The sequence below is a fragment of the Arsenophonus sp. PmNCSU2021_1 genome (assembly GCF_036919435.1).
Taxonomy (GTDB): Bacteria; Pseudomonadota; Gammaproteobacteria; order Enterobacterales; family Enterobacteriaceae; genus Arsenophonus; species Arsenophonus nilaparvatae.
In genome coordinates this window covers 780,468-795,577 of the sequence record NZ_JAZHPL010000006.1, presented here as the reverse complement: position 1 = coordinate 795,577, position 15,110 = coordinate 780,468, and the positions used below count along the sequence as shown (strand labels likewise).

General features: G+C 32.5%; 13 protein-coding genes and 1 tRNA gene. 3 read left to right on the top strand and 11 right to left on the bottom strand.

Annotated features, from left to right (window positions below; all coding sequences use genetic code 11):
* Positions 1-4: 4 nt before the first annotated feature.
* From dicD to V3224_RS17035, 3 genes are all read left to right on the top strand, one after another.
* Entirely contained in the window at positions 5-541 is a 537-nt protein-coding gene (gene dicD, locus V3224_RS17045; RefSeq protein ID WP_334472062.1) for a division control transcriptional repressor DicD, read from the top strand.
* A gap of 100 nt (positions 542-641) precedes the next feature.
* The gene (locus V3224_RS17040; RefSeq protein ID WP_334467716.1) at positions 642-1,514 is read left to right on the top strand and encodes an IS982 family transposase; all 873 of its coding nucleotides are present in this window, start codon (positions 642-644) and stop codon (positions 1,512-1,514) included.
* A gap of 196 nt (positions 1,515-1,710) precedes the next feature.
* A tRNA-Phe gene (locus V3224_RS17035) sits at positions 1,711-1,782 on the top strand.
* 974 nt (positions 1,783-2,756) lie between these two features.
* Here V3224_RS17035 and V3224_RS17030 read toward each other — a convergent pair.
* From V3224_RS17030 to V3224_RS16980, 11 genes are all read right to left on the bottom strand, one after another.
* Positions 2,757-4,622, bottom strand: coding sequence for a polysaccharide biosynthesis protein (locus V3224_RS17030; RefSeq protein ID WP_334471951.1), 1,866 nt, complete (start codon positions 4,620-4,622; stop codon positions 2,757-2,759).
* 4 nt (positions 4,623-4,626) lie between these two features.
* Positions 4,627-5,244, bottom strand: a complete 618-nt coding sequence (locus V3224_RS17025; protein ID WP_334471949.1) for a sugar transferase — start codon at positions 5,242-5,244, stop codon at positions 4,627-4,629.
* Positions 5,245-6,399, bottom strand: a complete 1,155-nt coding sequence (locus tag V3224_RS17020) for a DegT/DnrJ/EryC1/StrS family aminotransferase (protein WP_334471947.1) — start codon at positions 6,397-6,399, stop codon at positions 5,245-5,247.
* Entirely contained in the window at positions 6,392-7,630 is a 1,239-nt protein-coding gene (locus V3224_RS17015) for a glycosyltransferase family 4 protein (RefSeq protein WP_334471946.1), read from the bottom strand. The genes V3224_RS17020 and V3224_RS17015 overlap by 8 nt, the downstream gene beginning before the upstream one ends.
* Before the next feature lie 478 nt (positions 7,631-8,108).
* Positions 8,109-8,546, bottom strand: coding sequence for a hypothetical protein (locus V3224_RS17010; protein WP_334471944.1), 438 nt, complete (start codon positions 8,544-8,546; stop codon positions 8,109-8,111).
* A 21-nt stretch (positions 8,547-8,567) separates the two neighbouring features.
* Positions 8,568-8,759 carry a hypothetical protein gene (locus V3224_RS17005; protein ID WP_334471942.1) on the bottom strand — a complete coding sequence of 64 codons (192 nt, stop codon included), beginning with the start codon at positions 8,757-8,759 and terminating at the stop codon, positions 8,568-8,570.
* 14 nt (positions 8,760-8,773) lie between these two features.
* The gene (locus tag V3224_RS17000) at positions 8,774-9,907 is read right to left on the bottom strand and encodes a glycosyltransferase family 4 protein (RefSeq protein WP_334471941.1); all 1,134 of its coding nucleotides are present in this window, start codon (positions 9,905-9,907) and stop codon (positions 8,774-8,776) included.
* A gap of 302 nt (positions 9,908-10,209) precedes the next feature.
* Positions 10,210-11,397: a polysaccharide deacetylase family protein gene (locus tag V3224_RS16995; protein WP_334471940.1), complete on the bottom strand. Its 1,188-nt coding sequence runs from the start codon at positions 11,395-11,397 to the stop codon at positions 10,210-10,212.
* A 56-nt stretch (positions 11,398-11,453) separates the two neighbouring features.
* On the bottom strand, positions 11,454-12,314 hold the full coding sequence (locus V3224_RS16990; RefSeq protein WP_334471938.1) for an AAC(3) family N-acetyltransferase: 861 nt from the start codon (positions 12,312-12,314) through the stop codon (positions 11,454-11,456).
* 77 nt (positions 12,315-12,391) lie between these two features.
* Positions 12,392-13,672, bottom strand: coding sequence for a hypothetical protein (locus V3224_RS16985; protein WP_334471936.1), 1,281 nt, complete (start codon positions 13,670-13,672; stop codon positions 12,392-12,394).
* A 58-nt stretch (positions 13,673-13,730) separates the two neighbouring features.
* A complete protein-coding gene (locus tag V3224_RS16980; protein ID WP_334471934.1) occupies positions 13,731-15,086 on the bottom strand; it encodes a polysaccharide deacetylase family protein in 1,356 nt (451 codons plus the stop codon).
* Between the last annotated feature and the right edge of the window lie 24 nt (positions 15,087-15,110).

Genomic DNA, 15,110 nt, shown 5'->3' with positions numbered 1-15,110 from the left:
AGTACTGAACTCTGTACTACAACTGTTAGAACAACATGGCCTTGGCTGTAATATTGAAATATTACTTAATAAACTTAAAGTAGAATTCAATAAATCGCGTCAATTTTGGCCAAATAATGAAGCCTTGCTTTATGATTGTTTACGTCACCATAGTCAACAAATTGAGACCTGGCAGCGGCAGATACAACTCAATGACCAACTTTCTCCGGAAGAAAAACTATTAGCCCGTTATAACCAGTTAGCTCAAAAAGTCAGAGATAATCGCTTTCCAGGCTGCCTATTTATTGCTGCATGCAGTATTTTTCCAGATCCAGAGCATCCAATTCATCAACTGAGTGAACAGCAAAAAAAATTGTCATTTAATTTTAGTCTTGAGCTGCTAAGGCAACTAGATATAGACGACAGCGAGCAAGTTGCTAAGCAAATGGAGTTAATTTTAGAAGATTGTCTAAGCAAATTAGTGGTTAAGAGAAATATTGAAGATGTTTTGATCGCCAAACTACTAGCAGAAGATATCTTAACTAACCTGAGTTCGGGATAAGAAATAAAGAGAAAGTCTTGATATTCAAATAGTTGAATGAGCCTGTTTTGTTAAAATACTCTAACAGTCTGGTTAAAGAGTAGAGCATTGTTAAACAATTATGGAAAATCTTACTGAACTTTATTGCCTGATGGATGATTTTTGCAAAGACTTCGAGCCAAAAATGCATGAATATTTGCTGACTAACGGTACTAAGCGTCGTAGACGGTCTACTCAGCTTTCGTTGGCGGAAATGATGACACTGGTTGTGTTGTTTCATCAACTCCGATTCAGGCAATTCAAGGTATTTTATCTCTATTATGTCCGCTTATATCTCCGGAAGGAATTTCCTAACTTGCCATCCTATTCACGCTGTGTAGAGTTACTTCCGCGTAGTGCCTTAGCGTTAACGGCACTGTTTGAGTCAATTAAGGGAAAATGCACGGGGCTATCGGTTGCCGATTCTACTCCGATAGCGGTGTGTGATAACTTACGGATCCGCAGACATAAAGTCTTCAATGGGATAGCTGAACGGGGAAAAAATTCAACAGGTTGGTTCTTTGGTTTCAAGCTTCATGTAATTATCAATCATTTGGGGGAAATACTCAGTTTTCGACTCACACCAGGAAACACCGATGATCGGAAACCATTGCCTGAGCTGACAAAGGATCTTTCTGGTTGTTTGTACGCAGATAAAGGGTATTTATCGGCTTCACTGAAACAGCAACTCAAAACGATGGGAATTAGCCTTATAACGAATATCAAGAAGAAAATGAAGCCTATTAAACAGACTTGTTTCGACAAAGCCATCTTGCGTCATCGTTCTGTCATTGAAACGGTATTTGATGAGTTAAAAAATCTTTGTCAAATAGAGCATACGCGACATCGCTCTCCGGCTAACTTTGTAGTGAATTTATTAGGCGGACTGGTTGCATATTGTTTAATGCCATCTAAACCAAAGATACCTGTTGCAGGTACGTATCTTCAAGTATAATTGATAATGCTTATCCCGAACTCAGGTTAACTATTGCTAAATGTAGAAAGAATGATGCATTAAATTAAAAAAATAATTTACAAAAAAGATAGTCATTATCTCGTGGTTCAAAAAAACAGCAAATAAGCATGATTTCGCATTTTTTACCGGAAATACATTGACGAGTTGTGTGGAATAGGGTTTAATGCGCGGTGTTGCCCGGATAGCTCAGTCGGTAGAGCAGAGGATTGAAAATCCTCGTGTTGGTGGTCGATTCCGCCTCCGGGCACAACGTCTGCTTTTTATCATCGCAACTAGCTAAAAAACTAGCTGCCACTGCTAGCAATATCCAATATTTATATTCATGATATATCCTTAACCATCCACTCTAGCAACTACCTGATTGCCGTCACCGATTTCAGCTTAATGCAAGGGCCGGAAGCTAATTTTAGTGATCCCTAGTTCTGTCAGTGTCTTAAGCTATTGTGTATCAACTTTTGCATCGCAAGCCCGTAACTGAGTAACTGATTTCAGATAGGATATCAATCATGCCATCTTTATTGCTATCTTCACGGCCCAATGCGTCAAACCATCGTTAAATATTTTTTCGCCAGCCGCGTCGTTAGCACCTTTAAACACGAAATTATTGTGCTGTAATAAATTCGGACATTTTGCTAAAGCAATACATTGAGCTTATATGCAACATCTTGATATGAAAAAAATTAAGCTTGAATAGACCACAGGCAGTTAGGTTTGGTGGTTAAATAACGAAAGGAGGGAGGTTTTACGCAGTGATTGAGGAAGCCTATATCCATTAAGGCAAATATCAATCTTTACGGAAAAGCGATGATCCGAAAGCGAGCCACGAAGGCTTAAGGCGCTGGCCAGATAATGCCCTGATAGTAGAACGATTTTTTGGCAACTTAAAGTATGATTGATTGTGCTAATCGAGAAGAAATGAAACAAAACTTATTGGATTACCTTGGTTACTACAACTGAATAAGATCAAACGACAAATAACCAATTATCGCCTGTTGAGTATGAGAATGTCTTTAATGAATTTATGAGGTTACATTTTTATTTTTTAACGTTTAAATTTGCAAAATCAGCTTTTATTACAACCTTCATGCTTATTGATTATTCTTTCATTACACAAAGAATATTAAGCAAGAAACAATAGACTAAATATAATACCTTAGTCTATTAATTTTACATATATTATTACAAAGCTTAAATTATTAAAAAAAGTAAACGTTAAAATTTTTATAAAAATAAATCGCAAATTTTATCTTTAGGATTGAAATCAAGTGGTGCTTTAAGCAGCAGCTCTCTTAAGGAAGTCAAATTTTTCTGATGACAGTGATAATCCATATTATTAATTATTTCAATTAACTGTTCCCAATCCAAAAATTTTTCCTCTGCGGTCATAATCAAAGGATGGGCAGTACCTAAAATATTATCACTAATCAAGAGTTCTTCATAAAGTTTTTCACCAGGGCGCAAACCAGTTATTTGAATTTCAATATCACCTACTGGATTATTTTCATCTTTCAATGAAAGCCCTGACAGATTAATCATTTTTATTGCTAAATCATAAATTTTTACAGGGTCTCCCATATCCAAAACAAAAACATCACCACTTTTACCCATCGCACCTGCTTGTATCACTAATTGAGCGGCTTCAGGGATAGTCATAAAGTATCGAGTGATATATTTATGTGTTAACGTAATAGGGCCTCCCTGAGCTATCTGTTTTTCAAATAATGGAACGACAGAACCAGATGAACCTAACACGTTCCCAAATCTTACCATCGAATAGTGTGTTTTCGATTGAGTATTTGCGAGGGCTTGCAATATCAATTCCGCAAATCTTTTAGTTGCTCCCATTACATTTGCCGGCCTAACCGCTTTATCCGTAGAAATTAAAACAAATTTCTCTACTTGGCAATCATTTGCAACTTCAGCTAAAAATAACGTACCAAATATATTATTTTGAATACCTTCAATTATATTATACTCAACCAATGGAACATGCTTATATGCAGCAGCATGATAAATTGTCTGAATATTAAATTTCCTAAATAAAAATTTCAGTTTATCTTTATTTTTGATATCTCCTAATATTGGAATTATATTAATGTTACTGTTTTTTAATAATGGTATCAGTTCACAATGTATAGAATAAAGAGAGAATTCTGAAATTTCATATAATACTAATTGATTGGGATTTTGTTTAATAATCTGTCGACAAAGCTCAGAACCAATCGAACCTCCAGCTCCAGTAACTAATATATTTTTACCAGTGATATTTTTAGATAATAACTCCGTCATAGGAGAAATTTGTTCTCTTCCAAGAATATCTGTAATAGATACCCTTTTAAGAGCGCTAATCTTTGAGGTACCATTAACAAGCTCATTAAAATTTGGTATTGTCAGCAACTCACAATGAAATTTTTCTAGATATTGTAAAATTTCCTTTTTTCTATTGTTGCTTATCTGAGGCATTGCAAGGAGAATTTTTTTAATTTGTTTCCTTTTTATTAAATTTTCTACCTTATTTATAGAATAAACTCTTAGGCCTTGTATAGTATGGTTATTTTTTAGTGGATTATCATCAATAAAACAAATTGGGTTAAGTTCTTTATGCTCTCTTAGTATCGTTACCAGTTGTCTTCCCGATTCTCCCGCTCCATATATTAATACCGGGATCCCTTTATTAGTCATAATGTTAATTAAGTTTCTATAAAAAATACGCGAGCCGCATAAAAATATGACTAAAAGAAAAAAATAAATTATAGGAACAGTCCTGGGTAAAAACGCTTGCTGATAAAGAGATAAAGCAATCAACAATATTGATGAAATAATAGAACCAATAAACGTCCATTTTAAAATACTTATATTCACATATCTAATGATGGCTCGATAAAACCCAATTCGAATAAAGAAAAAAATCGAAACAACAATCGTCAAAGAGATAACGAACCAGTGAGAATAACTAAAAAGAGGTGTATCTCTATCTAACCTAAGCCATAATGCTCCCCAATAAGAACAAAACATAATAGCCACATCAACGAATAATAATACTATAAATTTTAATAATCTGGTTTTACTTAATGCGAGAGTTTTCATTTTATTACTTTATCTTTTTGAGTATTTTAAAAATCGTCATAAAAATGACCTTTATATCAAATAGGATAGATCTTTTTTGTATATATTTAATATAATACTCTGACTTTATTGGCATAATAACATCAATATATGCTTGTTGCGGATCTGAATATTTTGCCAAAATACAGCTCTCATCGATCATTTCAATAGAGGCAAGATCAGTAATACCTGGTTTGACTGACAATATTTGTTTTCTAATTTTTTGTGGATATATATTCATGAACTTTGGAACCTCTGGTCTTGGGCCAACTAAACTCATAGTTCCCTGCAATACATCAATAAGCTGAGCAAGTTCATCAATTTTATACTTACGAATAAATTTTCCTGAACGAGTAATTCTACTATCACTTCCAATCGTAAGTTGGCTTTGCTGTTCAGAATTTATTGCCATACTTCTGAATTTGTGTATATAAAAAGTCTTACCATGCAAACCTACCCGTAGTTGCCGGAAAAAAATTGGACCTAAAGAATCAATTTTTATCCAGATAGCTATACCAATAAGTAAAGGCGATAAAATAACTAATCCTAATAATGATACCAAAACATCCAATAATCTCTTAATAAAAAAGTAATGAGTTTTCATCTAGAGTAAAATCTCTTTTATTGCATCGATCACCCTTAATTGATCATTATGTGTCATTGCGGCATATAGAGGAATTGATATTATATTTTGATAAGCTTGTTCTGCCACAGGAAAACTACTGGGTTTTAAGTTATATCTATCGCGCCAGACAGGATGTTTATGTAACGGAATAAAGTGTACCGAGCAACCAATATTCTTCTTATACATTTCAATTATAAAATCATCTCTACTAATACTGACGGAATCATCAAGCCTAATAGGGTACAAATGCCATGCATGTTGACTATTTTCAGCGGCTTTTTCCGGCAAAATAAGCGGTAATTCTTTAAAAACATCATTATAGATATTTGCCATTTTTTCTCTGGTTCTCTGGAAAGAATCTAAACGTTTCAGTTGATGAATACCAATTGCAGCAGCGATATCGGGCATATTATACTTAAAACCAGGTTCAACAACCTCATAAAACCATGCTGGCGTTTGAGATTGATAGCGATCAAATGCATCACGGCTAATACCATGTAAACGCATTATCTTAGCTCTAGCGATTATATTCGGATCTTTAGATACTAACATTCCACCTTCTGCTGTTGTCATTGTTTTATTTGCATAGAAGCTAAATACAGTGACATCCGTATCTAATGTTCCAATCAATTTTCCATTATAAATAGTAGGCAATGCATGGGCTGCATCCTCGATTATTTTTAAATTATTTTCTCTTGCAATAGCTATAATTTTATCCATATCACAGGCTAAACCAGCAAAATGAACCGGAATAACGGCTTTGGTTTTATTGGTAATAGCTGCTTCAAGCGCAACTGGATCCATATTTAACGAATTTTTACAACAGTCCACAAAAACTGGAGCCGCGCCTAAATAACGAACCACTTCTGCTGTTGATGTGAAAGTATAAGTTGGCACAATAACTTCATCACCAGGACCAATACCTACCGCTTCAAGTGCTAAATGTAATCCTGCAGTTGCAGAATTGACTGCAATAGCCTGAACTTTATTTCCTAGATAACTAGCAAAATCTTGTTCAAATTGTTTCGCTTTTGGCCCTGTGGTGATCCAACCTCTTTTTAACGAATCTACAACTTCATCAATTTCCTCTTGCCCAATTTCAGGAAAAGAAAAGGGTAAAAATCCATTATTCATTAGAAATAACCTTTAAAAATTTATTGGCTAGAACAGTATATGTGTGATTTTTAATAACAAAATCACGCCCAGATGTTTTCATTTTTACTACAATACTTTTATCTAAATGACTTAATTTAAGTATACCTTGAACAATTGCTGCTGGATTTTCTGGCTCCACTGAGACACCACAGAATGCATCCTGAACAAGATCATTACCAGCAGAAACCGAATGTAATATCAGACATTCGGCCATCATGTAATCAAACAACTTATTTGGCGCAATACCAAAACGGTAGATAGATTTTTTACGCCAACCTATATAAGCAATATCAAAATATGATAATAATGCAGGAATCGCTTTCTTTGCGATTTGATTGTGAAACGTCACGTTATCTAGATTTAATTTTATTGAAAGCTTGATAAGATTATTTTTTTCAAGTCCATCTCCAACAATTAAAAAATGAAAGTTGGAATTTTTAATTAAGCTCGCAGCTTGAAGTAAATATTCCATCGCATTAGGCATACCGAGAGAACCTGCATAACCTGTGATACATTTATTTTCTTTTTTTAAAGAATCAATAATATTTTGTAAGCTATCAGGTATAGGTAAAATATTATCTGTTTTCCAATCATCGGCAACAACACCATTGGACACGATATGAAGTTTATTTAGATCTAGACCATGTGTTTGCATATGATCGTGTACATTTGGCAGTATTGAAACCACAATATCTGAATTTTTATAAGCAAAATCTTCAGCCGCTTGACACCATCTCATAAAAGGATTATTAGGAGATATATTACTCAGTTCTATTGGAGAAAGTGGCCATAAATCGTGTACTTCAAAAACTAATTTTGCATTATTACATTTTGCCAAATAGTAAGCGACATAAATATCTAATGGATAGGTACTAGATGCAATTACAACATTAGGTTTAAATTCATGACTTATTTTTTTTGCTCTAAAAAATACACCGGATAAAAAAGACAAAATATTAAAAAGTCTGCCCAAACCATTTGTTTTATATTTTATACCTTTTATCCATAAGTATGGAATATCATCAATTTTTTCTAGAAAAGGTTGTAAATATTTACTTTCAGGTTGAATCTTTCTTAGATGAGAAAAAGAACTAGCAATAATCTTAACATTGTGACCCAATTTTATCCATTCACTTGATAGATAATAAGGTCGATATTCCATACCATACTTTGGACTGCCAGCATAATGATTGATATATAGTATATTCACTATAAACATCCTGATAATAATAATTTCTTATTTATCATTATTAATTTATAAATTTCACTATAATTGCAATTAAATAATCTTTACATAACCATTTAATCGCAATATTTGATGTAATGTATTTATTTTTAAATTAACATAATAAAACTTTAAGAGATAATTGTTATTCTAATTTTTTCTATGTTTTTCCTAAAACATAAATGATATCATTTTTACTAAATTTCTTAATATCAAAAAATAGAAATAAACTCTGACTTTTTTAAATAATAAATTTTATCATTTATAAAATAAATATTCAGATATTATATAAACAATTTTATATTTGTACATGATGTAGCCCATAATAATATTCTATTTAAAAATTATACTTTTTGGGGATCGCATTTATTATTTTTACAACATCAGTAAAATCCATACCTAAGACATCAAGATATCAACGAATATTTTCATATCTTGGTTGATTTTCATCTGCTACCAATGTTCACGCTTTTTCACCTGTCATTTGCCCTTCTCTGATTTGATTACTTTTAAAGGTATCATGTTCGATAAAACCGGTGACTAAATAGTATATATAATTATAGAAAGCAGCTGTTCCAACTCCGATACGCCAGGTTGTATTAGTATCAATCGCTGTTTTCCAGTCATAATCATTGATTAATGTGTTATCAAAAATTTGTTCATCCCAACGCCAATAATCAAAAATATGAAAATAATCTGTCTTTTCAATAAAACTGCGATAGTATTCACCGCTAAGCGTATCCCAAAGCGAATGATTAAAATACCCCGGGCTATCAAGCATGGTTTTGAATCTTAATTTTTGATATGCTAATTGTTTTTGCCAACCATGCGTGTATACTCGCTTTTCTTCAAAATCAGGCCGAATATCTAAAAAAACCGGCTTTAAAATGGGTAACTTCAAGCGGATTAACTCCCCACAAATTTAAATTAATACCAGTCTGTTTTTTGACAGTTTCCCCATACCTAAAAAATGCTTATCTCCTGCGGTTAAAATACTTATCATTCCTAAGTGAGGAGATTTTAACCAGGCTTTAAGATTCATTGCGATGTTATGACGTTTTTTAGCAATATTGGCCGCAATAATAATATTTTCAACACCTAGCTTTGCACACATCCTACTAAATTATTTTATCTGTTAATTACTGAAAGATAGAAATTGAATAATTTCTTTTCTTCAATATCCCAGTTATATTTTTCTTTAACTGCCTGTTGACCATGCCTACCCATCAACTCCGCTTTTTCAGGGTTCGAAATGATAAAATTAATACTTTCAGCAATTTCTTTAGGATCTAATGGATCAACGCAAATTCCACAGCTATTATTTTCTATAATAGTTTTCCATAAAGGAAAATTTGATGCAATAACCGGGATCCCTGCCCCCATATATTCAAACATTTTAATTGGTAAAGCATCAAGATAATTAATTATCGGATGTAGGGTAACTAAACCAGCGACTGAGTCACTAAGTACAGAAGAAACACCTTTTCTATCTAACCAGCCTTTTTCCATAACGCGATCCCATACTGGCTTTTCTGTTGTTGTTTTTTTGAAAATCTGCTCGGAGAATTCACCCGCTAATACCAATTGTGTTGGTTGTTTAACATATTCCATGGCTTCAACAATTTCATTAATACCTCTGATTTTAGTCAAACCGCCTATATAACACACCTGATTTTTTTTATTCGCCCAATTAGTATCATTTTTGGAAAATTCATCAATGATGGGATAATTGTTAATATCTATTGAATTAACGCCCATATTGATAAACTTATTCCGAATATAGGGAGTGGCAGCGATGACGCCATCAAATTTACGACAAGCCCAGCGTTCATAAACAGCAAAAATTTTAGCCAACAATTGCCTGGCGAATTTATTAAGATAGGGCTTTGCTAATAATTGCTTTGGGACATCTTCATGGGAGTCAAAAATAACTTTTTTACCCAATTTTCTTAATTTTAAGCCAATAGGAATCAGCTCTGGATCATGCAGATGATAAATATCAGCATTTACCTCAATTGCTTTCTTAAATATACGCATTGGCACATTACAAATACGATCTAAACGTCCTTTGGAAGCACCAACGTCATAAATACTTACTTGATCTTTAATTTCATCTTTTTTGCCATCTGCGACAATTTGAGCAATTTGATAGCCATATTTAACTAATGAAACACATTCTTTTAAAAAGATACGCTGGTCATAACGAGAATGTGCAGATGTAATATGGACGATTTTATATTTATAAATCATGGTAGATTTCATTTGGTGCTTTTTCTTAAATTTGAACGATTAAACATCTAAGTTAACTTCTATATTATTTTAAATAAATAATGACATAATAATATAAGTTGTAGTTATAAATAAAAGCGTAAATTTAATAAAATTATCTTTATTGAAATCAATTCTTCAAACAGCATTGATACATCTCTTTTAATTCATTAGAAACAAGTGAAGAATTATGCCATAGCAGCGAAAAACAGCAATGAACTCTATAACAAATGTCCTTTAATTTCAAAATTCGATTTAATGCTTTGTCTCCCACACCCAATCCTAAATAAGCTGATTCAATACATAGTACCCTCCATCACGATTAATGGGCGAATACGAATAGCTAATTGCTGTTGAGTTATCGGGTTAAATGCTGGATATTCAAAACATGTACCACAGCGAAAACCAGGGCTATCAGCATAACCAAGCGTAGAATCATAATCCATACCCGCATCATTCCATGCCTGAAGCGTTGTTGGATGCCTCCAGCGTAAATAGTGCATCCGCCCTCCCCAGAAAGACTGTGCTATGTTTTCTTCTGTGCAAATTTTTTTCAGTCGCTCCGCCTCAGATTTGATCAAAACTGGATGTTGATAGGTACCATAACTAGGATGTAAGCCTATTTCATGACCGCGGTTATGGATACGACGCATCAATTGACGAATAACTGTGTATTCTGGCTCATAATTAGCATCTCTCCTTGCATCAGTACGGCCACAAATAAAATAAAAAGCACTTTGTAAATTATTTGCTTCTGACACATCCATAAGCCAATCAAATGTATTATAAGGATCAATAGAATGTAATTGCTTCCGAGTAGTTAACTTTAAATAAGGGGTAGTGACCAATGTTCTAATTTTGTAGTCTTTAATTAGCTCATTCACCATTATACGTCCAATTGATAACCATGACGTAAAAGCATAACTAGGCCTATCCACATCATTGGAAACCTTGATACTAAATGTATGTTGCTTTAATACTAACTGTGGCCACACCCGCTGAATCACCTGAGCAAAAATGATCAACCATTCGTCTATAACTGGCCGTTCAAGGTAACCATGACGAAATGCATGTGATTTGGTAGCAGGAAAGCGCTGATGATTATCTAAATCATGACTTTCTATTTCTTCGAGTCTATTTAACATCCAATAGGTCAGACCGAGAATATCATAATGTATAGTCGCCCCTTTTTCGTTAAATTCAATTAGCGGATTCATTAACTTAGTAGCGGATGGAGCAGGAATAAGATCATCAATTGGCGCGGTAAAATTTTCCGCTGAAGGCCGCCATTGCTGGCATGCAAAGTCAGATTGTGAACAATAGAAAATACTTTGCAAGTTATCAAAGATTATTGATTGTTCTGAATTCGGTAAACATAACACTAATGTTGAAGAATTAAGGTAATAAAGATGAAATAAATGACCATACCGTTCATTTAATAGGGTTTGTAACCAAATAAGTGTATTTGTAGTTAACTTATACATATATCTAACTTTCCTAATACTATTAGGAATAATAGTATGTTATAAATATTATTTTATTAGAAATTAAATTTAATAAATAATTTTTTGATAATTTTTCTTATTATAAAAAGAGGGATTTTATGTAACTGATCCCATCGCCTAATATTACAATTAATACAATCTCTGGAATCACAAATACTAAATTTACTATTCAATTCTAATATTTTCTTTTCAATCCTATAAGACTCCTTCGCCGGTACTATTATTGAATAAGCTTTCCCAATTCTACCTGCGTGAAGAATTCCTTCTTTAACATAGTGAGAATAAAACTTATAGTAAGAATCGGAACAGAGCCCAAAATCTTTTCTCTTAAAAATTTTATACTGTCCATCAATAGACTTATAATAAACCCTGTTTAAGCTAGGGAAAATATTTAGTTTGAGTAAACCCAAATCTGCTTCTGCTAGGTGAGCTGTAGTAAACCCAGGACTATTTTTCACACAGCCTATGAGTACGCATTTCCCATCTAAATCGATTAATTTTCTAATGGGTTCATATGCAGGTGAATTCTCATTATGATCTGCAGTAAAATAACTTGCATATTTACCTATAGCGACATAGGAACACATTGGATGCTTACTTCTTAATGCATTTGGGTGTCTTAACATTGCATTCGGTAAAGCTCCAGCGTAGCTTTTTTTTGATATATCAAATGCATCTTCAATTTTTGGTTTTTTTATGAATGAACCCCAGCTAGTGAAGGCCAACGAAATGATAGTTCCACCTTCACCAACCACATCTAATAGTGCATCAACAAAACCAAAAGCTCCTCCCTCAATACGACCAACTTTGCCTAAATCTGCTCTGATGAGTACAACATCATTTTTACCAATCCCTAAACTATATAATTGTCGAATAATAACGTTTTTTGTTAACATTAAGGCCTCAAATAAAAAAATTTATTTTAATATAACTAAATGTATTCATGTAATTATATAGAAGTATGCGACTAACGTTATTTTTTATAATAAATTTTATTATTATCAATTGATAGAAAAAGTAGGATTAACGCAATAATTAATCCATGAGTTAGTAATGCTGTCAACAAATCGGATGAAATTAAAGCATCTCTAAGCGGAACAACGACAACACATAGTACAAACCAAACTGGAACCCCTCTGGTGGCAATATAATCTAATATTTTTAAAATAAATCCTAAAATAACAGCATAAATGATAACGCCAACTAATCGAAAATGCGCATATCCACTAGCAATAAACCCATTATTTGCATGAGAACCAGTTCCTTCATAATTCCCTATAAGCTCTGCTAGTGGCAGGCTATATGGATATTCGATAAAATATGATAAAAAAGAGTTGCTCCAATATATAAAATGATTCTCCGCAAAAAAATCAAAATAATCATAGCTAAGTTTCGCAGGAACAAAAAATACCCTTCTGATAAACATAGAGGGCGTTAACATGTCATCAAAAAGAAGAAAAGAAAAATAAGATATAATAACAACTATAGTAAATCCAATAGGTAAAATTAATAATGTTTTAAAATTCTTTAAATAAAACCATATTGAAAAAATTAATATTGGTGTAAAAAAAACACTTTTTTGTCCAGATATACTATAGAAAAAAATTTCTATAAAAAAGAAAATCATAAAAAAAGCAAAATTCTTTTTTAGCAATGCATAAGCCATTAAATATACAATAAATACTTTATAAACCCAGCCATTTATATAGGCCATAATACCAACGCTTGCTAATTTATTACTTAATTCTCGAAATTGGTAAACTTTAGTAAAGTCCAAGTTAAAATATTTATAAGCACCAGAAAAAAAATACCACCAAGTGACTAATAGAATAAAAAACAATGAAATTATGACAGCAATTTTATTACCATTCTTAATATAATAGGGTTTTATTCTATTCACTAATTTAATTTTTAAAATAAAACATATAATAAAAAAGCAAAAAATTGTTATTAGTAAAGGTTCGATATTTCTACTTGATAAACCATAGATACTTGTTAGAGGTATTATCAATGATAAAACAATTGTTATAAGAAAATAATTACTCGATTTATTTGAATAATAAGGAGTAAAAGGTAATACTATTAGTAATAACATCCATGACAGTAAATATTTTAAGATTGATATATTTAAATCAAAACCACGATATTCAAAATAACGACTAACAAATAAAATATAACTTATATCTAAGCTAATTTTAAAGATAAATAAACCAAAAATTAATGGTATACTTTTTTTACTAATTTTTAAATGCATATTATTTAATACCGAGGAAATTTGAATGTCTTTTAAAATAAAATTAACACTATTCCAATTAATCTTTTAGGATTCTTTGATACATGGCTTTTTTAGACACAGATTCAAACTCTGAATTATGCCAAAGTAAAGTGAAGCAACCCCCTACGGATCTACAATTTTCCTTTAGCTGTAATATCTTATCGGTTGACTCCGTGCCAATTTTCAATCCCATATTTGCTATCGAAATAACACTGCATTCCATAACTATCAACGGTCTTATTCGAATATCTAAAATACGTTTTGTTATTGGATTAAATGCCGGATATTCATAACATGTACCACAACGGAAACCTGCCCTATCAGCATAGCCTAAAGTTGAATCATAGCTTAATTTGGCATCATTCCAGGCTTGTAAGGTTATAGGCTGCTGCCAACGCAAATAATGCATTCGCCCACCCCATTCTGCTTGCTGAATGCCTTCTTCATCACATAAATTTCTAAGTCGATTAAACTCTTGAGCAATCAGTTGTGGCTGGAGGTATGTATTATAACTAGGATGTAATCCAATTTCATGGCCTCTTGCATGTATTTGTCGTAGAAGTTTTCGGATAGCTGTGTCTTCAGGTTTATAGTCCGCATCATATACTGGATCAGTATGACCACAAATAAAGTAGAAAGCACTTTTTAAATTGTGCTTTTCTGAAACATCCATTATCCAATCAAAAGTATTAAAAATATCCATCGGATGGAGTTTATTTTTACCACTTAAATAAATAATTGGCGATTTTATTATACTCATAAAATCGTTTCTTTTTATCATATCGCCAGCAATCAATCGTGGAAGTTTTTTTAAACTAGCAAAACCATAACGGCTAGGACGATCAACATCATGAGAAACTTTAATACTAAATTGTTGTTTTTTTAGTTCTAATTGTGGCCAGATTCGTTTAATTACCTGACTTAAAATATATAGCCATTCATCAATAATAGGTCTTTCAAGATAATTATTTTTATAAGCATGACAGTTTATTGCTGGGAAGCGGCCATGACTATCTAAATGTGTTCGACCAATTTCCTCAACACGATTAAGCATCCAGTAAACTAACCCTAGGATATCATAATAGATTTCAATATTACCTGAATGATCTCTAATTAATGGATTCTGTAAACCACTGACACCAGGTGCGGGAATCGGCAGGCCTAGTACATTATGCCAGCCTTCTCTCTTAGCATCCCATAAACAACAAGGAATATCAGAACGGGATTGAAAGAAAGACGCTATTAATCTCGGGAATAAAATATAATTCTGTGTTTGTCCTGCTAAACTGAGTTTTAACGCTTTATTTTGATAAGACAATATAAATTTATGCCCAAACCGCTCCTGTAAAATAAGACAAAGCCAATCGAGTGCTCTTGAAGTAAAACACATCATAATATTTTATTTTCCAAAATTTAA

Coding starts and splice junctions, on each gene's coding strand:
- V3224_RS17030 (WP_334471951.1), bottom strand. CDS start 4,622: ATGAAAACTCTCGCATTAAGTAAAACCAGATTATTAAAATTTATAGTA.
- V3224_RS16985 (WP_334471936.1), bottom strand. CDS start 13,672: ATGCATTTAAAAATTAGTAAAAAAAGTATACCATTAATTTTTGGTTTA.
- V3224_RS17000 (WP_334471941.1), bottom strand. CDS start 9,907: ATGAAATCTACCATGATTTATAAATATAAAATCGTCCATATTACATCT.
- V3224_RS17005 (WP_334471942.1), bottom strand. CDS start 8,759: ATGTGTGCAAAGCTAGGTGTTGAAAATATTATTATTGCGGCCAATATT.
- V3224_RS16980 (WP_334471934.1), bottom strand. CDS start 15,086: ATGATGTGTTTTACTTCAAGAGCACTCGATTGGCTTTGTCTTATTTTA.
- V3224_RS16990 (WP_334471938.1), bottom strand. CDS start 12,314: ATGTTAACAAAAAACGTTATTATTCGACAATTATATAGTTTAGGGATT.
- V3224_RS16995 (WP_334471940.1), bottom strand. CDS start 11,397: ATGTATAAGTTAACTACAAATACACTTATTTGGTTACAAACCCTATTA.
- V3224_RS17040 (WP_334467716.1), top strand. CDS start 642: ATGGAAAATCTTACTGAACTTTATTGCCTGATGGATGATTTTTGCAAA.
- V3224_RS17020 (WP_334471947.1), bottom strand. CDS start 6,399: ATGAATAATGGATTTTTACCCTTTTCTTTTCCTGAAATTGGGCAAGAG.
- V3224_RS17025 (WP_334471949.1), bottom strand. CDS start 5,244: ATGAAAACTCATTACTTTTTTATTAAGAGATTATTGGATGTTTTGGTA.